The sequence below is a fragment of the Massilia sp. W12 genome (assembly GCF_037300705.1).
Classification (GTDB): Bacteria; Pseudomonadota; Gammaproteobacteria; order Burkholderiales; family Burkholderiaceae_D; genus JACPVY01.
Genome location: NZ_CP147776.1, coordinates 5,009,521 through 5,036,437 on the forward strand (window position 1 = coordinate 5,009,521; position 26,917 = coordinate 5,036,437).

At 52.4% G+C, this 26,917-nt stretch carries 19 protein-coding genes; 8 read left to right on the forward strand and 11 right to left on the reverse strand.

Features of this window, described 5'->3' with window-relative positions:
* Nucleotides 1-9 precede the first annotated feature (9 nt).
* Nucleotides 10-465, reverse strand: a complete 456-nt coding sequence (locus V8J88_RS20360) for a GNAT family N-acetyltransferase (RefSeq protein WP_338846091.1) — start codon at nt 463-465, stop codon at nt 10-12.
* A gap of 382 nt (nt 466-847) precedes the next feature.
* Complete coding sequence (locus tag V8J88_RS20365) at nt 848-1,156, reverse strand: hypothetical protein (protein WP_338846092.1); 309 nt, start codon at nt 1,154-1,156, stop codon at nt 848-850.
* 206 nt (nt 1,157-1,362) lie between these two features.
* Between V8J88_RS20365 and V8J88_RS20370 the strand changes: the two genes are divergently transcribed.
* The 4 genes from V8J88_RS20370 to V8J88_RS20385 all read left to right on the forward strand — a co-directional run bounded on the left by V8J88_RS20370 (nt 1,363) and on the right by V8J88_RS20385 (nt 5,510).
* Nucleotides 1,363-3,393 (forward strand): bifunctional 2',3'-cyclic-nucleotide 2'-phosphodiesterase/3'-nucleotidase, encoded by a 2,031-nt coding sequence (locus V8J88_RS20370; protein WP_338846093.1) that lies wholly within the window; start codon nt 1,363-1,365, stop codon nt 3,391-3,393.
* The gene (locus V8J88_RS20375; protein WP_338846094.1) at nt 3,393-4,109 is read left to right on the forward strand and encodes a tetratricopeptide repeat protein; all 717 of its coding nucleotides are present in this window, start codon (nt 3,393-3,395) and stop codon (nt 4,107-4,109) included. Before V8J88_RS20370 ends, V8J88_RS20375 begins: the two co-directional genes overlap by 1 nt.
* Nucleotides 4,110-4,130: 21 nt before the next feature.
* Entirely contained in the window at nt 4,131-4,958 is an 828-nt protein-coding gene (locus V8J88_RS20380) for a DUF2520 domain-containing protein (protein WP_338846095.1), read from the forward strand.
* 99 nt (nt 4,959-5,057) lie between these two features.
* The gene (locus V8J88_RS20385; RefSeq protein WP_338846096.1) at nt 5,058-5,510 is read left to right on the forward strand and encodes a hypothetical protein; all 453 of its coding nucleotides are present in this window, start codon (nt 5,058-5,060) and stop codon (nt 5,508-5,510) included.
* On the opposite strand, the gene V8J88_RS20390 is transcribed toward V8J88_RS20385, so the two are convergent.
* The 3 genes from V8J88_RS20390 to V8J88_RS20400 form a co-directional block, all read right to left on the reverse strand.
* A complete protein-coding gene (locus V8J88_RS20390) occupies nt 5,465-6,619 on the reverse strand; it encodes a hypothetical protein (protein ID WP_338849942.1) in 1,155 nt (384 codons plus the stop codon). The genes V8J88_RS20385 and V8J88_RS20390 overlap by 46 nt on opposite strands.
* Nucleotides 6,620-6,665: 46 nt before the next feature.
* Nucleotides 6,666-7,417, reverse strand: a protein-coding gene (locus tag V8J88_RS20395) for an IS5 family transposase (RefSeq protein WP_338846097.1) whose coding sequence is annotated in 2 segments (ribosomal slippage) — nt 6,666-7,087 and nt 7,087-7,417 — 753 coding nt in all. Because the reading frame shifts where the segments join, the coding sequence is not laid out codon by codon here.
* Nucleotides 7,418-7,500: 83 nt separating this feature from the next.
* The gene (locus V8J88_RS20400) at nt 7,501-13,923 is read right to left on the reverse strand and encodes a calcium-binding protein (RefSeq protein WP_338846098.1); all 6,423 of its coding nucleotides are present in this window, start codon (nt 13,921-13,923) and stop codon (nt 7,501-7,503) included.
* 179 nt (nt 13,924-14,102) lie between these two features.
* Between V8J88_RS20400 and V8J88_RS20405 the strand changes: the two genes are divergently transcribed.
* Nucleotides 14,103-15,461 (forward strand): IS4 family transposase, encoded by a 1,359-nt coding sequence (locus V8J88_RS20405; RefSeq protein ID WP_338844729.1) that lies wholly within the window; start codon nt 14,103-14,105, stop codon nt 15,459-15,461.
* Here the strand turns inward: V8J88_RS20405 and V8J88_RS20410 are convergent.
* The 5 genes from V8J88_RS20410 to V8J88_RS20430 all read right to left on the reverse strand — a co-directional run bounded on the left by V8J88_RS20410 (nt 15,424) and on the right by V8J88_RS20430 (nt 21,295).
* The gene (locus V8J88_RS20410) at nt 15,424-18,126 is read right to left on the reverse strand and encodes a calcium-binding protein (protein WP_338846099.1); all 2,703 of its coding nucleotides are present in this window, start codon (nt 18,124-18,126) and stop codon (nt 15,424-15,426) included. The genes V8J88_RS20405 and V8J88_RS20410 overlap by 38 nt on opposite strands.
* Nucleotides 18,127-18,152: 26 nt before the next feature.
* A complete protein-coding gene (locus tag V8J88_RS20415; protein WP_338846100.1) occupies nt 18,153-18,896 on the reverse strand; it encodes a hypothetical protein in 744 nt (247 codons plus the stop codon).
* 49 nt (nt 18,897-18,945) lie between these two features.
* Complete coding sequence (locus V8J88_RS20420) at nt 18,946-19,689, reverse strand: hypothetical protein (protein WP_338846101.1); 744 nt, start codon at nt 19,687-19,689, stop codon at nt 18,946-18,948.
* A gap of 49 nt (nt 19,690-19,738) precedes the next feature.
* A complete protein-coding gene (locus tag V8J88_RS20425; RefSeq protein ID WP_338846101.1) occupies nt 19,739-20,482 on the reverse strand; it encodes a hypothetical protein in 744 nt (247 codons plus the stop codon).
* 207 nt (nt 20,483-20,689) lie between these two features.
* A complete protein-coding gene (locus V8J88_RS20430; protein WP_338846102.1) occupies nt 20,690-21,295 on the reverse strand; it encodes a hypothetical protein in 606 nt (201 codons plus the stop codon).
* 886 nt (nt 21,296-22,181) lie between these two features.
* Between V8J88_RS20430 and V8J88_RS20435 the strand changes: the two genes are divergently transcribed.
* Nucleotides 22,182-22,400: a hypothetical protein gene (locus V8J88_RS20435; RefSeq protein WP_338846103.1), complete on the forward strand. Its 219-nt coding sequence runs from the start codon at nt 22,182-22,184 to the stop codon at nt 22,398-22,400.
* A gap of 221 nt (nt 22,401-22,621) precedes the next feature.
* Here the strand turns inward: V8J88_RS20435 and V8J88_RS20440 are convergent, their stop codons facing one another.
* Nucleotides 22,622-23,569, reverse strand: a complete 948-nt coding sequence (locus V8J88_RS20440) for a choice-of-anchor A family protein (protein ID WP_338846104.1) — start codon at nt 23,567-23,569, stop codon at nt 22,622-22,624.
* A gap of 262 nt (nt 23,570-23,831) precedes the next feature.
* Between V8J88_RS20440 and V8J88_RS20445 the strand changes: the two genes are divergently transcribed.
* Both V8J88_RS20445 and V8J88_RS20450 read left to right on the forward strand, forming a co-directional pair.
* Nucleotides 23,832-26,267: a PBP1A family penicillin-binding protein gene (locus V8J88_RS20445; RefSeq protein ID WP_338846105.1), complete on the forward strand. Its 2,436-nt coding sequence runs from the start codon at nt 23,832-23,834 to the stop codon at nt 26,265-26,267.
* Nucleotides 26,264-26,833: a GNAT family N-acetyltransferase gene (locus V8J88_RS20450; RefSeq protein ID WP_338846106.1), complete on the forward strand. Its 570-nt coding sequence runs from the start codon at nt 26,264-26,266 to the stop codon at nt 26,831-26,833. The genes V8J88_RS20445 and V8J88_RS20450 overlap by 4 nt, the downstream gene beginning before the upstream one ends.
* Nucleotides 26,834-26,917: the final 84 nt, after the last annotated feature.

Below are 26,917 nucleotides of genomic sequence, written 5' to 3' on the forward strand. Positions count from 1 at the left end.
GTTCGGCTTTTATAGTGCGTAGTTAAAACTCAAATACTTTTCCTCCTGGGTAAAACCATGTTGCCGGTACAGTGCTTGCGCCGCTGCATTGTCATGCGCAGTTTGCAAGCTGATCCAGGCGGCCCCGCTGCTGCGCCCATGGGCGATGGCTGCTTGCAATAAGGCGCTGGCCACGCCTTGCTGGCGGAATTCCGGGTGGACGTATAAATCGTTCAAAATCCAGGCCGGGCGCATCGAAACGGATGAAAACACCGGGTACAGCTGTGTGAAGCCGGCCAGGCGGCCATCTTCAGCTTGCGCCAACAAAATCTGCGATTGCGCCAGCTGCATTCTTTGCTGCAAAAAAGCTTGCGCGCCGGCTACATCCGGGCTTTGGCGATAAAACTGGCGATAGGCGTCAAACAACGGCGCAATTGCCGGTAAATCAGCTTCTTGCGCAAGGCGCACAGAAAACTTGGCGGACATCAGGAAACTCCTCGGTGATTTATATTCAAACAAGTCAGACGCATTCACGCGCATACGCCTGAGCGGGTGGTGAACCGCATCATAAAGCGATATTAAAAGCTTGCATAGAATGGAAAAGAATCACGTTTTGATAATTTTATTGCTGAAAAGGTAATTTATTCCAAGTCTATGCATGCTTGCATCACGCTATTCATCTCTGCATCCTTCCGCGGCCCTGGCTGCGCTGCATCAAAATACCGAATCCTGCATATCATACATAGGAGAATACAGGCGTATGGCGCAGAATTTTGCACATTATCAAAATCCGCTGCGGGACTGCGCCGCTTGATCGCGCCGACACTTTATGCCGGCGCGATCGGAAAAAACTGCGGCTTATAAAAAATCAATCTTTGCCCCGGCGCAGGCGCGCCAGCAGTTCTTGCGTTAAATGGGAATCGGTTTGCGGATGGTCGCGCAAGAGGCGCAGATGCAAGACCATGTTTTCCAGCACCAGCTTGGCCGCCACCGCCAGCAGGCAAAGCTGGCGTTCCTCTTCGCTGAAGGCTTCCATGCGCTCCGCCATCTCGCATAAATGGTTGGCCACCAGATCGCGCAGCTCATGTTCATCGTATGGCAGGTCAGCAAAGTCTATCGGGTCTTCGGCTTCGACTTCCTGAATTAATTCCTGCAATTCGGCGGGACTGATGCTCATGGCGCACTCCTGAATAACGGGGATGAAACGATTATGCGCGCTTGCCCTGTTGTTTGCATGTTTTAGCAAAATCCCTCCAGTTTGGCGTCAAATGCTTGCAAAAAGCATATAGCTTGTGCAGAATTCCGCCTCCCCCGGATAGATTCATGCGCCGGTAACACCCACTCCTGATAATGTCACGCTTTCTTCATCCCCGAGGTTTTTTTATGTCAGTTTCAAAGCGCGTTTTCGCCTTAAGCCCTCTCGCCTTCGCCCTGCTGCTTGCCGGCTGCGGCTCGTCCAGCAATCAAGTGCCGCTGATCCCAACCGGCGCGACTGCTGAATTGGGCGTGCTGGAAACCACTGATTTGCATACCAATGTGCGCAGCTATGACTATTTCAAGCTGGCCGAAGACAAGTCGTTCGGCTTTGAGCGCACCGCCACCCTGATCAAGGCGGCGCGCGCGGAAGTCAAAAACTCTCTGCTGTTTGATAACGGCGATACGATTCAAGGCACGGCGCTGGCCGATTATCAAGCCCTGATCAGCCCGATTGCCTGCGAAAGCACGCTGGGCATGTACAAGGCCATGAATATCATGGGCTATGACGCCGCCGGCATCGGCAATCATGAATTCAACTATGGCCTGCCGTTCCTGGCCCAAGTCACCGGGCAGAAATTCAATGTCGATGGCATGCCCGCACCGGAAGCGCAAAAGAAATGCGCCGGCCCGAATTTCCCGCAAGTGCTGGCGAATGTGATTTCCAATAAAGATAAAAAACCGCTGATGCAGCCGTATGTGATTTTGGATCGCGTCATCAGCGCCACCGCGCCGGATGGGCGCAGCATTCAGGCGCCGCTGAAGGTAGGCGTGATCGGCTTCACGCCGCCGCACATCCTGAACTGGGATAAGCGCTGGCTCGAAGGCAAGGTGTACACCGACGGCATCAAAGAATTAGCGGCTAAATATGTGCCGGAAATGCGCGCCAAGGGCGCTGATCTGGTGATCGCGATTTCGCATGGCGGTCTGGATAACTCGACCTATGCGCCGGGTATGGAAAACGGCAACTGGCATCTGGCGCAAGTGCCGGGCATTGACGCCATGTTGATCGGCCATTCGCACCAGGTGTTCCCGGACGCCGCTTCCACCCTGCCGCAATTCAATCTGCCCGGCGTGGACAAGGCCAAGGGGCTGGTGAACGGGGTGCCGACGGTGATGGCGAATTTCTGGGGCAAGCACTTAGGCTTCATCAAATTCAATCTGCGCTTTGACGGCAAAAACTGGGTGGTGGAAAAAGACAAGACCAAGGTCGAAGCGCGCTCCATCAAAAATGCTGACGGCACGTTTGTGGCGGCAGATCCGGCTATCGCACCGCTGGTGGAAGCGGAACACCAGGCCACCATCAACTATGTCAAAACGCCGATCGGCGCGACTGACTTCAATATGAGCAGCTATTTCGCCGACGTTGGCGATGTGTCGGCGATTCAAATCGTCAACCAGGCGCAAGCGGCCTATGTGGCGGCGTATGTGAAAGCCAATTTGCCGCAATACGCCAGTCTGCCAGTGCTGTCGGTCTCGGCCCCGTTCAAGAGCGGCTTTGGGGGCGGCAATGATTACACCGATGTGGCCGCCGGCAATGTCGCGATCAATAATGCGGCCGATCTGTACCTCTACCCGAACACCCTGTATGCGGTGAAAGTGAATGGGACGGATATCAAAAACTGGCTGGAAACCGCCGCCAAGCGCTTTAACAAGATTGATCCGGCCAAAGCCGATGAGCAAAACCTGATCAGCAGCTTCCCCGGCTATAACTTTGACATGTTCACCGACAGCGATTTGCAGTATGAGATTGATGTCTCGCAAGACGTGGGCAACCGCATCAAGAACCTGACTTACAAAGGCGCGCCGCTGTCAGCCAGCCAGGAATTCATCATCGCCACCAATAACTACCGCGCCAGCGGCGGCGGCAATTTCCCCGGCCTGGATGGCAGCAAAACCATTTACGCTTCGCCGGATGCAAACCGCGATGTCTTGATCGACTTCATCAAAGCGCGCAAAAACCTGAGCTTGAACAGCAATGGCGCGGCGCGCAGCTGGAAATTCAGCAAGCTGAATCTGGCCGGCCCGGTGGTGTTCCGTTCCGCCAAGGATAAATTGGCGCTGGCGCAAAAAGCCGGCATCACCAATCTGTCCGTGCTGCGGGCCGATGACGGCAGCGGTAAGAACCTGGCTGTGTATCAAATCGACTTGTCCAAGTAATGGCGGGCAAGCGTGTCTGGCTGGCAGCGGCAGCGCTGTCAGCCATGGCGCTGGCGGCGGGCGGCTGGCATCTCAGCCGCGCCACCCCGGCGCAGATTGAGCGCCTGCGCATGGCAGGCGAAGACAGCGCGCCGCGCTTGCGCTGGCATGCCTGGAGCGGCGACGCCCAGGCCCAGCGCGCTTTGGCGCAAGTGCTGTGGCGCAAGCAACGTGAAGATGCGTTGTACTGGGCGCAGCGCGCCGCCGCGCAAGGCGATGTGGAGGCGGCCTGGATGCTGGGCCGCACCCATTTTGACGGCAGCGCGCGCGCTGACCACCGGGCCGATTACGCCAAGGCGCGCGCCTGGCTGACGCAAGCGGCGCAAGGCGGGCATGCCGGGGCCATGCATTTGCTGGCGCTGATGGATAAAAACGGCTACGGCGGCGCGGTGAATTTGCCGCGCAGCGCGCAATGGCTGGCGCAGGCCGTCAAACTGGGACATGCCGATGCCATGTTCCTGCTCGGCAATGCCTATCACGACGGCCAGGGCGTGGCGCGCGATGAGCAGCAAGCCTTGCGTCTGTATCAGGCGGCGGCCGAAAAAGAGCAGGCGCAGGCGGCGCAAATGCTGGCCCAGGCGCATGCCGAGGGGCGGCTGGGTTTGCGCCAGGATGCGCGCGAAGCCGCCTTGATGATGCGCGAAGTGGAGCATATCCTGTCCCATCATGGGCCATAAGGCCAAGCCGGGAGACGCAATATGAGCATGCCGAAATTGAATGTGCTGGGTTGTGGCAAAGTGGCGCGCGTGCTGGCGCGTCTGTTTGCCGCGCATCAAGTGTTTCAGGTGCAGGACATCTTGAACCGCAGCCAGGAAAGCAGCGCGCGCGCCTTGCTGTTTGTCGGCAGCGGGCGCGCGGTGGAGCGCTTGCAGGATATGCGCAGCGCTAAATTCTGGCTGTTGGGGGTGAATGATGACGCCATCATCAGCCAGGCCCATGCTTTGCAACAAGCGCATAAATTGCGCGCCGGCGACACGGTTTTTCATTGCAGCGGCGCACTGTCCGCGCAGGCGCTCGATTTTTTGCAGGCAAGCGGGGTGCGCGTCGCCAGTGTGCACCCGATCCGCAGCTTTGCCGATACCGCCACGGTGTATGCCCAGTTTGAGGGGACATATTGCAGCCTGGAAGGCGATGCGCATGCGCAAAACCAGTTGCAGGATGCTTTGCGCCGCATCGGCGCACAAGTGCTGTTGATCGACGGCGCACACAAAGCGCTGTATCACGCCGCTTCGGCGATTGCCTGCAATTTCATGTCCACTTTATTGGAAACCGCGTATCAGAATTGGGAAAAAGCCGGTTTGACGCGCGAGCAAGCCGAGCGCGTCGCCACGCCCCTGGTGCGGGAAACGCTGGACAATATTTTGCGCATGGGGCCAGCCGCCGCCCTCACCGGCCCGATAGCGCGCGGCGACTGGCAAACCGTGGACAAACACCGCGCCGCGCTGGCGCAAGCCAATCCGCAACACGCGGCTTTGTATGAAGCTTTTGTACCGCTGACAGCGGCGCTGGCGCAGACAAAGAAATAGGCCGGGCGGGCTGTTTGCCACTGCCTGCGGCGCGATAAATCCACTATGATTTGCAGCAAGCCGCGTGCCGCGCACGCCCATTTTTCTTGCGCAAATCATATGACAAATCTATTCCAGGAATTGCAGCAAGCTGGCTTGGCGGATGCACCGGGCGAGGCGGTGTTTGCGCATGAGGGCGTGCTGGACAGCGCCGCCCTGCGTCTCAAGCTGGGCGCCTGGTCTGTGCCGCTGGATGGCCCCGGGCTGACAGAAACCGACTTGGCGCGCCTGCAGGCCGCCGCCCACCCTGCCCCGTTTGGCTGGGGTGAGCAGACCATGTTTGACAAAGCTGTGCGCGACAGCTGGGAAATCGACGCAGTGGAGTTTGATCCCGGCCAACAAGACCTCATCAAGCACCATGCCATGGGTCTGATCTTGGTCGACCACTTGGTGGATTTGTTTTCTGGGACCTTATGCATCCGAGGAAAGATGGCGTTTGATTCAAGCCACCTCCCCTCGCCGTTAGCTTACAACAAACGCGGACTACTATCCTGCAACGCCGATACCGCCTGAACGTTTTGCGCTACCGTACCAAACTGCCCGCTCGCAAGAATTGCCTGACTTGGCAACAGCGAGATGTGCGACAAATTGCCAGTGCAGGCTTGCTGATAGGCCAAATCACCACCCAGTGCCGCGGTATCACTGCTGGCAAGATGGAAATCCAACAAAGACTTAGAGAGTTGCCAACTGCTGATGGTGGGTGTGGCGTTACGCGCGCTATCGAAAGCCGCAACCAAGCCATCAAAGTCAAATTGCGCGATTTTCTGATTGCGGATCACGCTGGCCGAGGCTGCGTCATAATCCACACTTCCTTCCAGCACGACTTGCAGATTCGCTACGCTGCGATTGGCAGGGTTGGCATACCAGTCTTTGAAGGTGATTTTATCGCTCGCCCCACTCACCAAGATCAAGTCGTTAGCACTTTTCTGAAACAACAAATCGGCGTACTGGATGCCATTTCCCAAAGACAGGGTATTGTCTTTTCCCGCGCTCGCCATGACCACATCCGCACCGTCGCCACGGTTAAAAGCAATCACATCCGACCCGCTACCAGTATGAATGGTATCGTTGCCAAGGCCACCGATCAGGAAATCATTGCCAGCGCCAGCGCTCAACACATCATTTCCCGCACCGCCGTCAAGCAGATTATTGCCAAGCGAATCGCTCAAGCTATCGTTACCCGCCGCCGCCTGCAAGATATCATTCCCCGCAGCGCCGTCCAGCGTATTGATACCGCTATTGCCTTGCAATAAATTATCCAGGGCGTTACCGACACCATTGATGGCCGCCGTACCGCCCAGCATGAGCGCTTCGACATTCGCCGTCAAAGTGTGGCTGACACTGGAATACACCCGATCCAAACCTTCACTGGCAAGCTCCGTGACTTGATCGGCCAGATTATCCAGAAAATAGCGGTCATCTCCCAAGCCACCCTGCAAAGTATCCGCCCCCGCCTTGCCATCCAGCACATCGTTGCCAGCGTCGCCAAACAAGGTATTGGCGGCGGTATTGCCGTACAACACATTGTTGAGTCGATTGCCCGTGCCATTAATCGCCGTGCTACCAGTGAGTGTCAGATTTTCAATTTGCTCGGCCAAGCTATAGCTCACGCTGGCATTCACCAAGTCCAGCCCCTCGTCAGCGAATTCGATTAGGGTGTGTTGACATTTATTTCAACCATATCATTGATGCCGCCAAGGTTACAAACGAAGAGAAACGGGTATCCAGTTTGTCGTAGCGGGTAGCGATCCGTCGAAATTGCTTAATTTTGGCGAAAAAGCGCTCAATGAGATTGCGGTTTCGATATTGGAACTGATCATAATCCCGCTGTTCTTTCCGGTTCGCCTTTGGTGGAATCACGACCTTGGCATTTTTTCCCTCAATGCAATCAATCAGTGTGTTGGCATCATAGGCTTTATCTGCCAGCACCGCTTGTGGCGCGACGTCATTGAGTAACGCGGTTGCCTGGGTTATATCGTGAACTTCTCCGCCTGTCAGGATGAACTGAACCAAATTGCCCAAGCCCTCAACGCAAGCATGAATCTTGGTGGTTAATCCCCCACGAGACCGGCCAATGGATTGCGGCCCCTTTTTTTTGCGGCTCCTGCTGCATGCTGATGCGCCCGCACGATAGTGCTATCAAGAAAAACTTCCTCAAAGTCCGCGTCCTCGCGTAGCACGGCAAAGATTTTGTGCCATACCTGCTTATCCGACCAACGCGCAAACCTCACATAGACGCTGTTCCATGGGCCAAATTCAGCAGGCAAATCCCGCCACGGGCTGCCTGTCTTTGCTATCCATAAAACAGCTTCCACAAACAGCCGATTATTCACGCCTGTTCTGCCTCTATCGCCAACCTTTCCTGGTACCAAGGCTTCAATTCTTGCCCACTGATCGTCCCGTAACATCATCCGTGCCATTCTGTTTTGCCCAAAAACAAGAATGTAAACACAAGTGGCAAAAAGTTAACAGCTTTTTTTGAAAATTCCCATCCAAAGTGCTGTTAATTGTCAACACGCCCTAGTAGATCAGCGATGTTATCAACCACATACACATCATCTCCAGCGCCACCGCTCATGCTATCCGCGCCTGCATTGCCGTTAAGCGTGTTCGCAGCACTATTACCCAACAAAACATTGTTGCTGGCATTACCTGTCGCATTCACCGCCGCAGTTCCGGTCAGGCTTAGATTTTCGACATTGCTTGCCAGGGTAAAACTAACACTGGCTTTGACCAAATCCGTACCAGCATTCGCCGCTTCGCTCACCACATCAGCGCTATTGTCCACAATATAAATATCATTGCCCGCACCACCTGCCATCGTATCGGCACCGGCATCACCATCCAAGACATTCGCACCAGCATTTCCGGTCAGCGCATTATTTGCGGCATTGCCGGTCGCATTGATGGCGGCGCTGCCAGTTAATTGCAGATTTTCCAGATTTGCCCCCAAGGTATAGCTCAAGCCAACTTTGACCGTATCCAGACCTTCATTGAAGTTTTCGATGAGCACATCAGCAAGATTATCCACGGTATAGGTGTCATTTCCTAAGCCACCACTCATAGTATCCTCGCCAAACAAGCCATCCAGCACATTATTGGCTTGATTGCCGATGATGAGGTTATTCAACTCGTTACCAGTTCCATTGATCGCGGCATTGCCCGTCAATTGCAGATTTTCCAGATTCGCCAACAAGGTGTAAGTCAGCGCAGTTTTGACCATATCCACGCCTTCATTCGCATTTTCGGTAATCACATCAGCAGTGTTATCGCGAATATAAACGTCATCGCCACTACCGCCCAGCAATTTATCCGCCCCTGCACCACCATCCAAAGTATCGTTGCCAGCGCCAGCGATGAGCGTATTTACGGCGGCATTGCCCACTAACACGTTGGCGGCGGCATTACCTGTGGCGTTGATCGCCGCGCCGCCTGTCAAGCTCAGGTTTTCCAGATTCTCAGGCAAGGTGAAGGTCACACTTGCTTGCACCGTATCGTAACCTTGCGCCACATCTTCCGTTACCACATCGGCCAAATTATCGACGATAAACAAATCATCACCATCACCGCCAAGCAGCGTATCAGCACCAGCTTTACCATCCAGCACATCATTGCCAGCCGCGCCAAATAACTGATTGGCGGCGGCGTTCCCGGTCAAATTATTATCCAACGCATTGCCGCCAGCGTAGTGCGCAGCCACTCCACTCAGCAACAGATGTTCCAGATTCGCGGGCAAGGTATAGCTGACGCTACTGGTCACCGTATCGACACCCTCGGCCAGTTCTTCGTACAAACTATCCGCGCTATCATCAACCCAATATTGATCATCACCCAGCCCGCCGCGCAGCGTATCCGCTCCGCCAGCGCCATCCAGACTATCATTACCCGCACCCGCCACTAACAAATTGGCGGCGGTATTGCCCAGCAGATTGTTATTGAGTGCATTGCCATAAGCGGTAATCGCTTGGCTTCCGGTTAAGCTGAGGTCTTCGACATTGTCGGGTAAGCTAAATGAAACACTGGCTTGCACACTGTCCAAACCTTCATCCGCCAATTCGTTGACCGTATCCAGGGCGCTATCGATCAGATACAGATCATTGCCAGCACCACCTGCCATCAAGTCATCGCCACCACCACCATCCAGCGTATCATTGCCGCCACCACCAAGCAGGCTGTCATTGCCTTCTGCACCGAGCAGCGCGTTATCAGCGGCATTACCGCTTAATTGATTATCTTGCGCATTACCTGTGCCGGAAATCGCTGCTGAACCCTGCAAAACCAGATTTTCAAGATGTTCGCCAAGCGTGAACGTGACATAGCTTTGTACCGTATCTACACCTTGCCCGGCAGCTTCGCTGACTACATCGCTGACGTTATCGACAATAAACACATCCTGGCCTAAGCCACCGCTCATCAAATCAAGGCCAAGACCGCCATCCAAGGTATCGTCACCACTCCCGCCATGCAAACTATCATTGCCCTCATTGCCAAATACCTGATCATCACCCGCCAAGGCATCGACTAGTTCATTGCTGCTTAAGCCCCAGAAAAAATCTGCGCTTTCACTGACTTGACTCATACGCGCATTGATTTCGGTCTGGCCCCACAACGTGCTATCGGCAAATTTGAGCTGCTCGATTTTGTACAGCGGATCGGCATAAAAATTTTGCACAACCAGCTTATCTTGGGTGTGTTGCAGATGCAGATACAGATGCGCCGCATCACGCGTCACCAGCAAATCTTGCGCGCTGATGTCTGCATTGAAGAACACGGTATCGCTACCGGCGCTATCGCTAATCGTATCTTTGCCATAACCACGGCCAAAGGCATAGCTATCATTGCCATCTGCGCCATACAAAGCATCGTCACCGGCGCCGCCATCAAGCTTGTCATTACCCGCATCTGCCAATAACACATCGTTACCGGCAAAGCCAAAAAAGCTTTCGCTGGCAGCACTTCCGTAGAGGTAGTCAGCACCCTGCGTGCCGCCGAATGGGGCAGCCGCCAAGGTCGCGCTATTCCAGACGGTATTATTGGCAAACTTGATACTTTCAATGCGATTCGCGCTCGCATCAAACCAAGCTTGCATGGTAAGGATATCGGCTGTACCGGGAGTGCCAAAATACAAATTAGAAGCGTCACGCCATAGCATGGTATTGCCAGGATTCAGACCAGCACCCACCTTGATGCTATCGGCGCCGCCAGCATCGGTAATGCTGTCCTGACCACTGCCCAAGTCGTAGTGATAAGTATCATTCCCCAGGCCGCCGTCCAAAAAGTCATTACCCGTCCCACCATCCAACACATCATCGCCCGCATTACCGCTCAAGCTGTCGTTACCGCCGTAGCCGAGTAGCGTATCGTTAGCATTGGTGGCATTGAGTGTGTCATCTGCATTGCTACCGGCAAATGGCGCAGCCGCCAAAGTCGCGGTGTTCCACACGGTATTGTCAGCAAAGCGAATGCTTTCTACCCGATTTGCCACCGCATCAAACCACCCTTGTATGGTCAACACATCCTCGCTGCCATTCACACCAAGGTATAAATGCGAGGTATCGCGCCAGATGCGGACATTATTGACGTTCAAGCCGTTGCTCAATTGAATCACATCGCTACCTGCGGCATCCACCACCACATCTTGACCATAGCCCATACCAAATATATAGCTATCATCACCAATGCCACCTTCCAGGCTGTCATTGCCCAAGCCGCCATCGAGCGTATCATTGCCCTCCATGCCGACCAGCACATCATTACCAGCCAGGCCATACAACAAGTTAGGCGCAGCATTGCCAGTTAAGGCATCGTCAGCCGCCGTACCACCAAATGCGGCATTGGCTAAGACTTCAGTATTCCAGACGGTGTTGTCGGCAAAACGTATACTTTCCACCCGGCTGGCATTTGCCAAAAACCAGGCTTCGACCATCAACACATCTTCCGTCCCCTTGACACCGACAAACAGATTCGCCGCATCGCGCCAAATCTGCACATTCCCAAGGTTCAAACGGCTGCCGAGTTGAATCACATCCACCCCGCCGGAATCAATAATCGTGTCCTGCCCATGACCAAGGTCAAACAAATAACTATCGTCCCCTTCACCACCAGTCAAAGTATCATTGCCTGTACCGCCATCCAAGCTGTCATTGCCGCCATTACCGGACAAATTGTCATGGCCGCCCAAACCATGTAAGACATCATCGCTTTCCGAACCAACAAATACATCGGCGTCAGGGGTCGCCAAGAAAGTCGCGCGCGCTAACACCTCCTTACCCCATACCACGCCATTTTCAAAGTGCAGGCTTTCCACTTGATTTGTCAGCGCATCAAACCAGCCTTGTATGCACAACACGTCCGCCGGATTTGCTGCATGATCCTCTGCGTCAGCAGGATACAAACCAAGGTAGAGATGCGAACTATCACGCCACAATTTGATCTGTGAGGTAGCAATATTGCCCACTAGCTTGACCCTATCTACCCCGGCAGCCTCAATGATGCTGTCTTTGCCATAGCCAGCGCCAAACAAATAGCAATCATTGCCTGCGCCACCGTCCAAGGTGTCATTACCACTACCACCATCGACCGTATCATCCCCAGCATCTAGATAAAGATAGTCATCACCAGCAAAGCCCTGCAATTTTTCCTTGTTTTGCGTGGCATAGATGATGTCATTATCGTTCGTGCCGTTAAACGGCGCCGTTGCCAAGCGCTCAGCATCCCATACCGTGTTATCGGCGAAGATCACGCTATCGCCACGCGGGCCAGCCACATCGAACCACCCTTGCAAGGTGATGCTTTCGTTTGAGCCAAGCGCCGAGATAGTCAAATTTGAACGATCCCGCCAAATCTGTACATTCTCGGGTGTGAAGCCCGCGCCCAACTTAATGACATCATTACCGCTGCTGTCCAGCAAAGTATCCTGGCCATCGCCAGCATTGAGCAAATACACGTCGTCATCCGTACCGCCGTCGAGCAAATCATTGCCGCTGCCGCCGGCTAAGGTATCGCGTCCAAGATTGCCATACAAAGTATCGTCACCTTCGCGCCCTTCAATCAAATTGCTCTTGGCATCTCCCTCCAAAAGATCGGTAGTATTGGCGCCAGCATACTTGGCATTGGCAAACTCAGTTTCACCCCATATGGTGTTATCTGCAAAGCGCAAATAATCGACCACCTTATACAAACGGCCAAGGCCATCCTCTACTTTCAAAATATCGCCAGCCGCGTAATTGCCAAAATAGACGTTGTGCCTATCGCGCCAGATTTCCAGATTAGCCTTGGTGTACCCGGGCCCCAGATGAATAGCATTGCCCAGCCCTGCATCCTGAATCACATCCTGGCCGCCTGCCCTATCGTATAGATAGACATCATTACCCACGCCACCTTTGAGGGTATCGTTTCCGCTGCCACCATCTAAGGTGTCATTCCCTAAAATACCTTCCAATAAATCATTGCCACTGCCGCCATGCAAACTATCGTCACCAAGTGCGCCATCCAGCGTGTCATTGCCAGCCAAACCGTCCAGCGAATCGTTGCCCTGCCCACCTACCAAATAGTCGCCCTCAGCAGTCGGCGCCAAGGCTGCCGCGATCAGGTCGGCGCTACTCCACGTCGAGCCGTCAGCGAAACGGACTTGCTCAATTTCCGGCCCTCCTCTGGCAATCCGACTTTGTAAAGCCAAGCCTTCGCTACTATCTTTGAGATTCAGATAGAAATTGTTAAGATCGCGTCGCACGCGCACATCGGCAGGGCTGATCCCTTCAGCAAATTGCATCGTATCCGTGCCAGCAGAATCGGCTATGGTGTCGCGGCCATCGCCACGCGCAAATTGATAGACATCGTCGCCACGACCAGCGTCAACAATATCATCGCCACTGCCACCGCTAATGGTGTCATTACCAGCTTCGCCAAACAAGCTATCATTGCCTTGCAGGCCCAGCATGAAGTCATCACCATGACTGCCAATCAGCAAATCGCTTTCCTCCGTAGCGAGCAGTGACATAGCGGTAATCTTCGCACTATCCCACACTGTGCCGTCAGAAAATTCCAGGCGTTCGATTTGCGTACCGGGCAAATCGTTTGACCAATGGCCAATCGCGATGCGGTCCGTGCCGCCCTTGATCGACAGATACAGATGATCGGCGTCACGCGTAATCCGAATATCATCAGCCACGATGCCGCGCCCAAATACTACGCTATCGTTACCACCGCCATCCTCAATCAAATCTACGCCATCGCCGCGCTCGAAAAGATAGATGTCATCCCCAGCGCCGCCGCCCAGGACATCCGCCCCTTTGCCACCCAACAGGATATCGCTACCGCTTTGGCCAAAAATGATATCGCTCCCCATAGCGCCACGTGTAAGCTGATGTGCAGCAGGTACCGTGAAAATACCAGACGTGGTATGTAAGTTAATTTTCTCAACACCGGGATTGCGCAAGAAATAGTCTGCATATGGCGAGGTAGACAACCAGGTTTGCAGGGTTTCTGGCGCGATCTCGCAAGCGTCCTGCTGAAACTGCGCCAACATCGCTGCCGCAAAATCCGATTCTGCGCTGCTGGTGATTCTTGCCAAACTGGCTTGCAGGCTACTTTGCAAAAGCTCAGCATCATTCACCACGAATTGATTCAGGGCCAAGGAATAATGCGCGCCTTCAAACCAATCAGCCCCTCTGGCTTGCATAGCAAAACGCAAAGCATTATTGGCTAAAAAAGGTTGATATTTTGAATCCAGATAAGGCGTATCCATCTCCGCAATTTTGGTAAAGCCGGTTGCCTCAATCATGGGTCTGCCATTGCTCAAACCCATCAAAGTTTCCATCGTCCAAGTCTTATCTTCTGGCGTGAGATAGCTGCGATTCACGCCCTTTGCTTGATGTGCGGCAGCCAAGCCCGTCCATATTTTCAGAAAACCTTCAAAATTGCGCAAGATATCGCTGCTGCTCTGACTGGCTAAATCTATGGCGGCCTGCTTTAAGGCATTCCATTACACACATCTCCGCAGGACGCCCTGAACGCGGCCAGAAATCCGTTTACATTCAATGAGTTGCACGCCCGCTTGTAAACTTACCGGATTTCGCGTTTACTCACATCTTTTGGGCGGCGCACGTGAGCAGAAAGCAAGCAGCACAGAGTTGGACCGACGATGAGTTTGGCGGACTCGATCTTGGCGATGCCCGCCTTAACAACAGGGCGAGAAAATTGATGGAAACATTCGCGACCAAACCGAAGGCCAGCATTCCCGAAGCATGCGACAACTGGACGGAGACGCAAGCGGCCTACCGCTTTATGGCCAATCCGGAGGTGACATGGGATGGCATTCTGGCGCCACATTGGGCGCGCACCATGGAACGCATGGCGACGCAGAAGGTTATTCTGTGCATTCAGGACACCACCGAACTGGACTTCAGCGGCCAAAACATCGACGGCCTCGGCCCGCTCAACTACGAAGCGCGGCGCGGCATGTATGTGCATCCGACCTACGCGGTGTCGCCAGAGCGTGAGCCGCTGGGCCTGCTCGATGGCTGGATGTGGGCGCGTGAAGAGCGTGGCGCTGACGGCAAGCGCCCCGCCAGCGTAAAAGAGAGTGAACGCTGGATAGAGGGCTACGAGCGGGTCGCCGAGCAGGCGACCCAGTTGCCCAATACCCGTCTGGTGTATGTGGCTGACCGCGAAGCGGACATGATGGGAATGCTGCGGCGCGCAGCCGAATTGGGCACGCCTGCCGATTGGCTGGTGCGCGCCAAGCATGATCGCTGTCTGGCTGACGGCGAAAGCAAACGCCTGTGGCCTGAAACCACGGCCGGTATGCCGCTGGGCGAGATCAGCTTCATCATGGCCGGGCGCGGCAAGCAAAGGGCGCGCCAGGTACGTCAGCAGGTGTGGGCCAAGCGCGTTCTGCTGCGTGATGGCAAGCGCGGCAAGATCGAGGCGACCTGCATCGTAGCATCCGAAGTGCAGCCGCCGACGGGCATCAAACCGGTGGAATGGCGCTTGCTGACCAACCGCCGCGCGGAAACCTTGGCCGACGCCAGCGAACTGATCGACTGGTATCGCGCGCGCTGGGAAATTGAGATCTTTTTCAATGTGCTCAAGAATGGCTGTGAAGTCGAAGAACTGCAACTGTCCACCATGGCCCGGCTGGAGCGGGCGCTGGCGCTGTTTATGGTGGTGGCCTGGCGTATCGCGTACCTGATGCGTAAGGGACGTACCTGTCCGGATCTCGACGCCACTTTGTTCTTCGATCCCGACGAAATCCGAGCGGCTTATCTGCTCAATAAAAAGAAGGCGCCCGCTATGCCGGGCTTGAACGAGGTGTTGCGCATGGTAGCCCGTGTCGGCGGTTTTCTCGCACGAAAACATGACGGGGAGCCTGGCGTGAAAACAATCTGGCGAGGTCTACAGGATGTTCAAGTTTCGGCTCAGACAATCAGGACTCTACGCGAGATGGGCGCATTGCAAGACTGAGTTGTGTGTAATGGAATGGCTTTAAGGCTGGATTTTCATCCATCGCTTGATGCAAATCTTTCACCAAGCCAAAGCCACGCAACCAAGGTAATGCGAAAATATCACTACCGAGCAGCGGCGCCTGATCCAAGGCGCGGTAAGGGTTGGAATCAGTCAAGTCAAACTTGACGGAAAATTCCAGATTCGCCGACAGTTTTTTCTGACCATGCTGCACGAAATCACTGGTTGCCGTAATAATATTATCAAAATCCAAAATTCGCGTCGGAGTTGGCCTCAAGTTGATGCTTTCAATCCCCAACTGCGTTAGAGTTTGTAATTCTCCGGCTTGGGAAACGCCGTCGCTATTGGTATCTTGCCACATCAGTAATTGTGCAAAGCCGGAATCGCCGGCATCAATCACATTGTCGTGATTGTTATCCAAGCGTTGCTTCAAATCACTATAGCCATCTATATTTTTATTGCCAAACAATTCAGATAAATTATCGACAAAACCATTTTTATTTGCATCAATCGCGAGCAAGCCATCGTCAGCGCCAATCCAACCGCTATGCTCGGCAATCCCATCCAAATTAAAATCAAAATAGGTTGATGACTGCGCACTACCAATCGTGGTAATTTTTCCATCGCCATTCAAATCGAAAGCAAGCGGATCAAGCGGATTAAAATTTCTACGTGGATCATAGTTCGGGCCAGGTATTGGTCTTTGCATTTCATCAAGATAAATACCCAGGTAACCCATTCTGAAATTTTTAATTGTCAGATTTCCATTTACCTTCAAGGTGCTGCCGCTCAAATCGAAACGATTTCCATCTTTATCATAGTAGCTTGTTTGGCCAGCATAGCGCCGCGCGAAACCAAGCTTAATGCCATTCATCAGAACTGCGCCGCGCCCATCTTTATCAGAAATTTCATCGAATTGATCGGCATAGTAGGTATCAAACCCTGAGCCACCATTCAATTCATCGCCGTCTGGGCCATTTTGATCACGGCCATCCAGCACGTCATCACCATCATCACCATCCAGCTTATCGCGTCCCTCGCCACCAACCAGGGTGTCAAAACCATTTCCCCCCTGCAAGGTATCATTGCCCAATTCGCCATTGAGCGAATCGAGGCCGCTATCGCCACGCAAATGATCATTCCCGGCGCCACCATTGATGGTATCGTTGCCGTCATTGCCCTCAACGTAATCGTTCCCCTGGTCAGCATAAACCCAGTCATTGCCACTGCCAGCATAAATATGGTCTTTACCAATCCTGCCCGACAGTTGCTTATCATCAGTTTCCAGACCAAAAATAACTGTCGTGGTATTTTCTGGACGACTCATCGCCAACGGGTTCTGGATGAAGCTGGTATTGGAAGCCAAATCCATCGTCACCTTGCTTTGTGGAAAAGCAACACTGGTTTTCGAGTAAATACGGCCACCCTCTGGTAATTCTGAGACATCGGTGAATTGGCTCTGCATCACGTTTTGAGAAACGGTCTGCTGAATCATATTCAAAGCATTCAAGCGATCGAGTAAATACTGCTGTGTAAAACTGCGCCGCACATCATCGCCCTCCAGGGCTTGATCTGCCTGCCATTTTTCATACAAACCCGGCTGTTTTTCTCTTACCAAAGCTTCGGACTCTGCCCCAGTCAGTTTAAACAGGCTGAGGTTGTGAAGTGCCATGAAACTGAGAAAATCCGTCTTGGCCTCTGCCAGCAAGGTCGAGGCAGGCGGGCTTTTTTGCAAACCTAACTGTTTTACATCACCCAATTGCCGGAAAAAATCCAGCGCAAGCTGATCAAAATTAGCCTCATTTGCTGGCGTCAAATTTGTCCCCAGCACACTACGCCGTAGCATATCCAAAGCATTCGCATCGGTAATCGTGCTCAATTCCTGCACCAGCGAACGAGCTGGACTGGTGGCTGGAATCATCGTCGCAAACAGCGAGTTCGATGCCAAGGAATTACTCAAATCCATTGCCATTGCGGTCTCAACGCTAATACCGATGTCGGTAAAAAGTTGAAAATCCTTCAAACTCTTCGGACTAGCCGCAGCAGCCACAGCACTTTTCAATGCAACATAAAATGCGCGACGCGCAAATAAAACATTGCGCAGATCGTCGATTTTGTCGAAAGATGCTCCGCGTTCTGACGTGCCAAACAAACGATAAGTTTGATCTGAGCCAAGACCGGTAAATAAAGGAGTACCAGCCCAACCAGCGTTTTGATTATTAAAAATAGCACTGTCGGCAGGAATAGTTTCAAATAGTGTCTCGCCCACACCAATTGCATCTGCATTGGCGATATCTGTCATGGTTGGCGCCACTACATTACCATAAGCATCCGCCTCCCTAATACGTCGGGTATTGGGATTCGCCCCCAAAATATCAGCAAGTGCATTTTTAGCTACTTTATTTGACGCCTTCTGCATCAAGTCATCTGAATAATTCGTCGCACCGCGCAATTCCATCTGTTTCTTGCTATAACTACGAATAAATTCAGAAAAAATACCCTTACCGGAATTGGCTAGCTCTGCTCCTTCAAACCAGCGCTTTTCACTACTATTTGGCAATATACTAGCTATGTATTTATAAATATGACTATAGTTACCATTTACTTCCCCCGCCTCAGCAAGTTGCTTGATTTGTGCTATTTGTGCTGCTGTGAATTTATGCATATCTATCCTAATTAGTTTAATAAAATTTATCTCTGAACCGCGTGATCAAAAAATACATGTAGTTCCCTATAAATCTCTCGCCAATAAGGCAACAATTTAGGGACAAATTTATAGGTAACAGCAATATCCGGCTGGTAAACAAGGTCGGCGACACAATTTATCAATGGATGCACTTTGTCCTCGATTTGAGCTGCGGCGTCGCAGTGAATGCTGAAAGGGTAATCTCGCCCTCCATTATAATTTTGGTCGATTGGCACATAAACATACCTTTCAACATCTTTCCCATCTACAACCATATACTCGTGTAAACCCCAATTATCCTTTTGATTACGAATAGGTGATTTCGCAATTATTTCATCAATATACTTCTTTTGCATAGCACTCCACTCATGGCTCTCACCCAAACTAGCGTTAAAATCAATGTCTATAACGCCCAATGTTTTCTCTTCAGCAGCCTTTTTGTCTGGTACCAGTTTATGATCGGCTGTAAAAGAAAGGCTAATCCTAATCTCATTTGCCCAACCTGGACGAATTTTGCTTGGATTTTTATACGCATCCCAACCAAGAGTGCCAGCATAAACTGTAATTTCAGGATCAAATCGCAATGTAGGGCGAAAATTGTTTCTGTCATTGAACAGCGTAATCTGATTGACGGTTTTCCCATCATTGATGATGCCATGTAAAGCATTATGCTCCGTGGAGCCGTACATGGGCATGGGACGCTCACAAGCCACAAGTAGCGCAAGGCATAGTAAGCTCAGCCAATTCATATAGTTTTTCTGCATTGTTCGCATTGTGTCCTCAATCAAAAAGGAAATCCTATCTCTGAACCGTTTGATCAAAAAATACATGTAGCTCCCGATAAATCTCTCGCCAATAAGGCAACAAATTAGGGCTAAATGCATAAGTAACAGCAATGTCGGGCTTATAGAGAAGGTTGGCGACACAATTTGTCAATGGATGTACTTTATCTTCGATTAGAGCACCTGTATTGCAGTGAATGCTAAAAGGATAATCTCGCCCACCATTATATTTTTGGTCGATTGGCACATAAACATACCTGTCAACTTCTTTCCCATCTACAACCATATATTCGTGTAGACCCCAATCATTTCTTTGGTTACGAATAGGCGATCTGGCAATTATTTCAGCAATGAGTTTATTTTGCTTGGCATTCCAATCAGGGCTATCACCAAGATTAGCGATGAAATCTATATATACAAAACCCAATATTTCATTTTCAGGAATTTTATTAGCCGCCAACAATTTCTTATTTTTTGTAAAACCAAGAACTATATTAATTTTATTTGCCCAACCTGGACGAATTTTGGTTGGATTTTTATACGCATCCCAACCAAGAGTTGCAGCACGAACTGTAATTTCAGGGTCAAATCGCAATGTGGGTCGAAAATCATTCCTGTCATTGAACAGCGTAATCTGATTGACGGTTTTCCCATCATTGATGATGCCATGTAAAGCATTATGCTCAGGGGAGCCGTACATGGGCATTGGACGCTCACAAGCCACAAGTAGCGCAAGGCATAGTAAGCTCAGCCAATTCATATAGTTTTTCTGCATTGTTCGCATTGTGTCCTCAATCAAAAAGGAAATCCTATCTCTGAACCGTTTGATCAAAAAATACATGTAGCTCCCGATAAATCTCTCGCCAATAAGGCAACAAATTAGGGCTAAATGCATAAGTAACAGCAATGTCGGGCTTATAGAGAAGGTTGGCGACACAATTTGTCAATGGATGTACTTTATCTTCGATTAGAGCACCTGTATTGCAGTGAATGCTAAAAGGATAATCTCGCCCACCATTATATTTTTGGTCGATTGGCACATAAACATACCTGTCAACTTCTTTCCCATCTACAACCATATATTCGTGTAGACCCCAATCATTTCTTTGGTTACGAATAGGCGATCTGGCAATTATTTCAGCAATGAGTTTATTTTGCTTGGCATTCCAATCAGGGCTATCACCAAGATTAGCGATGAAATCTATATATACAAAACCCAATATTTCATTTTCAGGAATTTTATTAGCCGCCAACAATTTCTTATTTTTTGTAAAACCAAGAACTATATTAATTTTATTTGCCCAACCTGGACGAATTTTGGTTGGATTTTTATACGCATCCCAACCAAGAGTTGCAGCACGAACTGTAATTTCAGGGTCAAATCGCAATGTGGGTCGAAAATCATTCCTGTCATTGAACAGCGTAATCTGATTGACGGTTTTCCCATCATTGATGATGCCATGTAAAGCATTATGCTCAGGGGAGCCGTACATGGGCATTGGACGCTCACAAGCCACAAGTAGCGCAAGGCATAGTAAGCTCAGCCAATTCATATAGTTTTTCTGCATTGTTCGCATTGTGTCCTCAATCAAAAAGGAAATCCTATCTCTGAACCGTTTGATCAAAAAATACATGTAGCTCCCGATAAATCTCTCGCCAATAAGGCAACAAATTAGGGCTAAATGCATAAGTAACAGCAATGTCGGGCTTATAGAGAAGGTTGGCGACACAATTTGGCAATGGATGTACTTTATCTTCGATTAGAGCACCTGTATTGCAGTGAATGCTAAAGGATAATCTCGCCCACCATTATAAACTTGGTCGATAGGAATATAAACATACCTCTCAACACGATTTTTTTCTACGGTTATATACTCGCGCAAACCCCAATCATCTTTTTGATTGCGAATAGGCGATTTAGCAATTATTTCATCAATGAGTTTATTTTGCATAGTATTCCAATCAGGGCTATCACCCAAATTAGCGATTAAATCAATATTTAAAAAACCCAATATTTCATTTTCAGGAATTTTATTACCCACCACTAATTTCTTATTTTTTGTAAAATCAAGAACTATATTAATAGTATTTGCCCAACCTGGACGAATTTTGCTTGGATTTTTATACGCATTCCAACCAAGAGTGCTGGCATAAACTGTAATTTCAGGATCAAATCGCAATGTAGGCCGAAAATTGTTTCTGTCATTGAACAGCGTAATCTGATTGACGGTTTTCCCATCATTGATGATGCCATGTAAAGCATTATGCTCAGAGGAGCCGTACAGGGGCATGGGACGCTCACATGCTGTAAGTAGCACGAAGGATACTAAAATTAGATTACTCAAATAATAGTGTTTTTTATTCATTGTTATTACACTCAAACACAAATCACTACCATTATCATAATATTAAAAATCAAATATTATGATTTTCTTATGCTGTCCCAAGTTGAATTTTCATGTCCTCAGCCAGATATAGTAATCGGATTTCTGAACACATCCATTTAGAAACACACTGTCAAGGCTGGCCGTCGTTTAGATTAAGCACAGGGGTTTTGAATAGACAATGGGAAAATTTGTAAGTAAAATTACCAAGCAAAGATGCAAAATCTTAGCACAGAAATTTCCATAAAGCAACAACATGCGCTCAAAAACACTTTTCCCCCAATGAGCAAAGCCCCAAAAATTTTGTTGTTTGCAAACCAAGGGCATACTACATGCCAGGACGTTTTGATCTTTTAAGTTTCACTTAAATAAATCCTAAAAGTAAAGTTAACTTTTCGCGTGATGTGTTTTCATTCTTGCTTTTTTCCAAAACAGAATGGCATGCATGATGTGACGAGACGATCAGTGGCCAAGCATTGAGACCTTGGTACCTGGAAAGGCTGGGGATAGCGGCAGAACAGGCGTGAATAACCGGCTGTTTGTAGAGGCTGTACTATGAATAGCAAAGACAGGCAGCCCGTGGCGGGATTTGCCAGCTGAATTAGGCTCATGGAACAGCGTCTATATGAGGTTTGCGCGTTAGTGGGATAAGCAGGTGTGACGCAAGATATTTGCAGTACTGTGCGAGGATGCGGATTTTAAGGAAATTTTTCTTGATAGCACCATCATGAGGGCGCATCAACATGCCGCTGGAACAGCAAAAGAAGCGTAATTCATTGGCAGATCTGGTGGAGGACTAAGCACGAAAATTCATGCTTGCCTTGAGGGCTTGGGCAATTTGGTTCAGTTCATCCTGACTGGCGGACAAGTGAACGATATCACCCGGGAAGTTGCCTTGCTCAATGACATCGCGCCGCAAGCGGTGCTGGCAGGGAAAGCCTACGATCCCAACACATTGATTGCGTGCATTGAAGAGAAACAGCCAAGGTCGGGATTCCACCAAAGGCGAACCGGAAAGAACAGCGGGAGTATGATCCGTTCCATATCGAAATCGCAATCTCATTGCGCTTTTTTTCGCCAAAATTAAGCAATTCCGGCGGATTACTACGCGCTATGACAAACTGGATACCCGTTTCGCCTTGTTTATAAGTTTGGCGACATCAATGATCAGGCTAAAGTAAATGTAAACATACCCCAGTCCAGACTGAACTTCCCTCATGACTGCCTGCCCACCATTGCGGCGCACTGCTGATGGCGGGCAGTTTCGTTTCTGCGCCAATCAATCCAGATTGATCAGATTTGCTGCACTCAGGCGCGACGGCGGCGCGCGGCCCAGCCGAGCAGGCCCAGGCCGCCCAACAGCATGGCCCAGGTGTGCGCTTCCGGCACGGCGGAAGGCGTGTGCCACGGCTCGTAACCGATTTCCACTTGCGCATTGATCGAATGCGCCATCACACTGCCTTCGATATGTCCCGTACCGCTGATATTGGCGCCGGTGGCCAAAATGCTGCCCCAGGTAAAGGTCGAGATCTTGACATCGCTGGCGTTGACGAAATTGAACAGCACGCGGTCGCGCAGGGCTTCCAACTGCCCATCCTGGCCGCCGGCGAAGGTGTAATTGCCGGGCGCACCGAAGACATTCACCACCACTTGCGCATCGCTGCGCACGTTTTGCAAATACAGATTGCTGAGTTGATTGGTGTGCAGATTGAAGACCTGGGTGTGCGCCTGACCGTCACCGCTCAGATACAGTCCGCCCCATTTTTGCTCAACCACGCCATTTGCCGCCAGCTTGCTCAAATCGCTGGAAAGCTGCGTCAATTTGCCGTGCGCGGCGGCGAAGTCGAGCGGCTTGCCCTGGCGCAGATCGTGCACTGACAAGGATTGATTTTTGCCGCCGTACACGCCGTAGCCCAGCGGTTTTTCCCAGGAGGTGATAGGGCCGGTGCTGGCATTGGTATCAATATTGGTCTTGGGCGGGCCGAAAATCGCGCCTGTGCCGAGTTTCACATCGCCGCCCACCACCAGCGATGCCGCGCTGCTGCCATAGGGCGCGCGGTAGCCGATTGAAAAGCCGCTGGTCTGCAGCGAGCCGCCCACCGCCAAACGGCCTTCGACATCCATCACGCGACTGGCGTCGCCAAAGAAAAAGCCGCTGTAGTCGCGCGCCGCGCCCAGATCAATCCGGGTTGCCGCTTGTGCGCTGGCGGCGCACAAGCCGGCCAGCAAAATCAAGATTGCAGAAGAGGGTTTCATCAATATCCTTGTGGCAAGAAGGCCGGTGGACATATGAAGGAAGCCGCCGGCAATTGAGGTAAGTACCAATTTCGATTTGGTATTATATCGGTATTATTTACGCAGAGCAATACACTGATTTGGCCCTGCCCTCTAATTGGGGGGATGCGGTAGCCGGCCCTGCTGCCGGCGGCAGGCGCGCGCGCTACCCATGGCAATTGGCAAGCCGGTCGGCTTGTCAAATCGGCTATCATGCGGTCTTCATGAATTTGCTGGATTTGTTATGAACGCTCCCGCCAAGAAAAAATCAACCCTGATGCGCATTCTCATTTTGCTTGGCATCGGCGGCGCGCTGTGTGGCGCGCTGTTGCTGGGTTTTATGATGATTGTGATTCAGCCGCAGCTGCCGGATCTGGCGGAAATGACCGATTACCGGCCCAAGATGCCCTTGCGGGTGTACACCGCTGACGGTGCGCTGCTGGGTGAATTCGGGCAGCAAAAACGTGATTTCATCGCCGCCAAAGATATGCCGGTGATGATGAAAAAAGCCTTGCTGGCGGTCGAGGATTCGCGTTTTTATGAGCACGGCGGGGTCGATTTCAAAGGCGTGTTGCGCGCCATTGTGAGCGACTTGAGCGGCGGCATGCGCCAGGGCGCTTCAACCATCACGATGCAAATCGCACGCGATTTTTATCTGACGCGGGAAAAATTGATGACGCGCAAGCTGACCGAGGTGATGCTGGCGCACCGCATCGAATCTGCGCTGAATAAAGAACAAATCCTGGAGCTGTATATGAACCAGGTGTATCTGGGCGAGCGCGCTTACGGTTTTGGTGCGGCGGCCCGCATTTACTATGGCAAAAAAGTGTCGGAATTGAGCATTGCGCAGATGGCGATGTTGGCCGGCTTGCCGCAGCGCCCGGCGGATGCGAATCCGGTCGCCAACTACAAGCGCGCGCGCAACCGGCAATTGATTGTGCTGCGCCGCATGCTCGACACCGGCGCGATTACGCAAGCCCAGTATGAGGCGGCCAAGGCGGAACCGCATGCGCTGCGCGAACGCGGCCGCAGCACCGAGCCAAGCGGCGAATATGTGGCGGAAATGGTGCGTCAGGCCTTGTTTGAGCAATATAAAGAGCAGATTTATGTGAATGGCCTGTCGGTGTACACCACGGTCAACAAGGCGGAGCAGGAAGCCGCCTGGGACGCTTTGCGGCGCCAGGTGCTGACGTATGAAAGCCGGCACGGTTTCCGTGGCCCGGAAGCGCGCATCGCCCTGCCGGCGAATGCCGAAGAACGCGAAGAGGCGATTGCCGATGGCCTGGAGAAATTGCCGCGCGTGTATAAAATCCCGCTCGCCGTGGTGCTGGCGGCCAGCCCCAAATTACTGAAGGTGGAAACCGAAAGCGGCGAAGAGCTGGAGATTGGCAGCGAGGGTTTGCGCCTGGTGCAAGGCGCACTGTCTGCCAAAGCCGATGCGCAGAAAAAAATCACGCCCGGCGCGGTGCTGCGTTTGATGCAAGACGCCAAGGGCCGCTGGCAGGTGGTGCAGCTGCCGCAGGTGGCGGCCGGTTTCACCGCACTCGACGCGAAAACCGGCGCAGTGCGCGCCCTGGTTGGCGGCTTTGATTACAATCTGTCCAAATTCAACCACGCCACGCAAGCCTGGCGCCAGCCCGGCTCCAGCATCAAACCCTTTATTTATTCCGCCGGGGTGGAAGAAGGCATGTGGCCGGGCACCCTGATCAATGGGCGTGAATTGAGCATTCCTTCCGGCGGCAATGTCTGGAGTCCGGAGAACGATGACGGCGTGTATGAGGACGCCGTGAGCATGAAGCAGGCTTTAACCAAGTCCAAAAATGTGATCGCGGTGCGGATTTTGCGCCATGTCGGGATTACGCGCGGCCATGCTTTCTTGCAGCGCTTCGGCTTTGATCTGGATAAACATCCGAAAAATCTGACCATGGCCCTGGGGACAGGCTCGGTCACGGTGCAGCAAATGGCGGCGGCGTATGCGGTGTTTGCGAATGGCGGCCATCGGGTGCAGCCGTATTTGATCGCCAAGGTGCAGGATGCGCGCGGCAAAGTCTTGTTTGAAGCCCGGCCAACGCAGTTGGATGACAGCACGCGCGTGCTGTCGGCGCAAAACGCCTTTTTGATGCACCAGATGATGCATCAAGTAACCGTCAGCGGCACTGCCGCCGCCGCCACCCAGCGTCTGGGGCGGCAGGATCTGGCCGGCAAAACCGGCACCACCAGCGATGCGCTGGACGGCTGGTTTGGCGGCTATGCGCAAAACATTGTGGCGGTGGGCTGGATGGGCTATGACGATCCGCGCTCGCTGGGCGGCAAGGAATTCGGCTCCAGTCTGGCGCTGCCGATCTGGATTGACTATATGCGCGTGGCGCTGGCCGGCAAACCGGCGGCTGAACGTCCGCTGCCGGGCGGGATTGTGTTCCAGGATGGCGATTATTTGCCGCAAGCGCGGCTGGAAGATGGCAGCTTGATCCGCGCCGTGGAATTGGGCGAGGCCGCCGGCGAAAGCGCGCCGCCGGCGCAGACGCATGAGCCGGAGCCGCAGCACGCGCCGGCGCCGCAGCCTGCCGCCCATGCCCCGGCGCCGCAACGCGCCGCGCCAGCGGCCCCCGCCGCCCCTGCGCCGGCGCAACCGACGCCCGGCGGTTTTTTCCCGCGCAAGCCGGATCCGGCGCCGCGATGAATTTGCTGCGTTTGGATTGGCGCTATCCACTCGCCCCCGGCGTGCTGTTGCGCGCGCTGGAGCCGGGCGACGCCGCCGCGCTGCTCAAGTTTGAACGCGACAACCGCGCCTGGTTTGAGCGTTTTATTGAGCCGCGCGGCGCTTTCTTTTATTGGCCCGACGGGGTGCAAGCGCATGTGCAGGAATTTTGCGCGGCGATGCAAAGCGGCCAGTTGCTGGCCCTGCTGCTGGAGGAAGATGGGGCCATCATTGGCCGCATCAATTTGCATGGCATCGCCAGACACAGCGCACGCATCGGCTACCGTCAGGCGCAGCATGCCTGCGGTCGCGGTCTGACCAGTCTGGCGGTGGCGCAAGTCTGTCACTGGGCGCAGGAAAGGCTGGACTTGCACAATTTGCGCACCTGGGTGGTGCAGGAAAATGCGGCGAGCGCGCGGGTGCTGCATAAAAATGGCTTTGTGCTGCTGCGCAAGGGGGAGAAAAAAACCCCGCTGGCGCATGGCCAAGCCGTGTGTGATGGCTGGTGGAAATTGCTGCAAGCGCATGCCGGCATACGCCAAGTCTGACAAATCTGAACTTTTCCCCCTGCCGCTTCTCTATGCCGGCAAAGCCTGCAAGCCTGTCCTCAGCCACTTGCCATTCCGACACGA

Coding starts and splice junctions, on each gene's coding strand:
- V8J88_RS20360 (WP_338846091.1), bottom strand. CDS start 465: ATGTCCGCCAAGTTTTCTGTGCGCCTTGCGCAAGAAGCTGATTTACCG.
- V8J88_RS20365 (WP_338846092.1), bottom strand. CDS start 1,156: ATGAGCATCAGTCCCGCCGAATTGCAGGAATTAATTCAGGAAGTCGAA.
- V8J88_RS20370 (WP_338846093.1), top strand. CDS start 1,363: ATGTCAGTTTCAAAGCGCGTTTTCGCCTTAAGCCCTCTCGCCTTCGCC.
- V8J88_RS20375 (WP_338846094.1), top strand. CDS start 3,393: ATGGCGGGCAAGCGTGTCTGGCTGGCAGCGGCAGCGCTGTCAGCCATG.
- V8J88_RS20380 (WP_338846095.1), top strand. CDS start 4,131: ATGAGCATGCCGAAATTGAATGTGCTGGGTTGTGGCAAAGTGGCGCGC.
- V8J88_RS20385 (WP_338846096.1), top strand. CDS start 5,058: ATGACAAATCTATTCCAGGAATTGCAGCAAGCTGGCTTGGCGGATGCA.
- V8J88_RS20410 (WP_338846099.1), bottom strand. CDS start 18,126: ATGCATAAATTCACAGCAGCACAAATAGCACAAATCAAGCAACTTGCT.
- V8J88_RS20415 (WP_338846100.1), bottom strand. CDS start 18,896: ATGAATTGGCTGAGCTTACTATGCCTTGCGCTACTTGTGGCTTGTGAG.
- V8J88_RS20420 (WP_338846101.1), bottom strand. CDS start 19,689: ATGAATTGGCTGAGCTTACTATGCCTTGCGCTACTTGTGGCTTGTGAG.
- V8J88_RS20425 (WP_338846101.1), bottom strand. CDS start 20,482: ATGAATTGGCTGAGCTTACTATGCCTTGCGCTACTTGTGGCTTGTGAG.
- V8J88_RS20430 (WP_338846102.1), bottom strand. CDS start 21,295: ATGAATAAAAAACACTATTATTTGAGTAATCTAATTTTAGTATCCTTC.
- V8J88_RS20440 (WP_338846104.1), bottom strand. CDS start 23,569: ATGAAACCCTCTTCTGCAATCTTGATTTTGCTGGCCGGCTTGTGCGCC.
- V8J88_RS20445 (WP_338846105.1), top strand. CDS start 23,832: ATGAACGCTCCCGCCAAGAAAAAATCAACCCTGATGCGCATTCTCATT.
- V8J88_RS20450 (WP_338846106.1), top strand. CDS start 26,264: ATGAATTTGCTGCGTTTGGATTGGCGCTATCCACTCGCCCCCGGCGTG.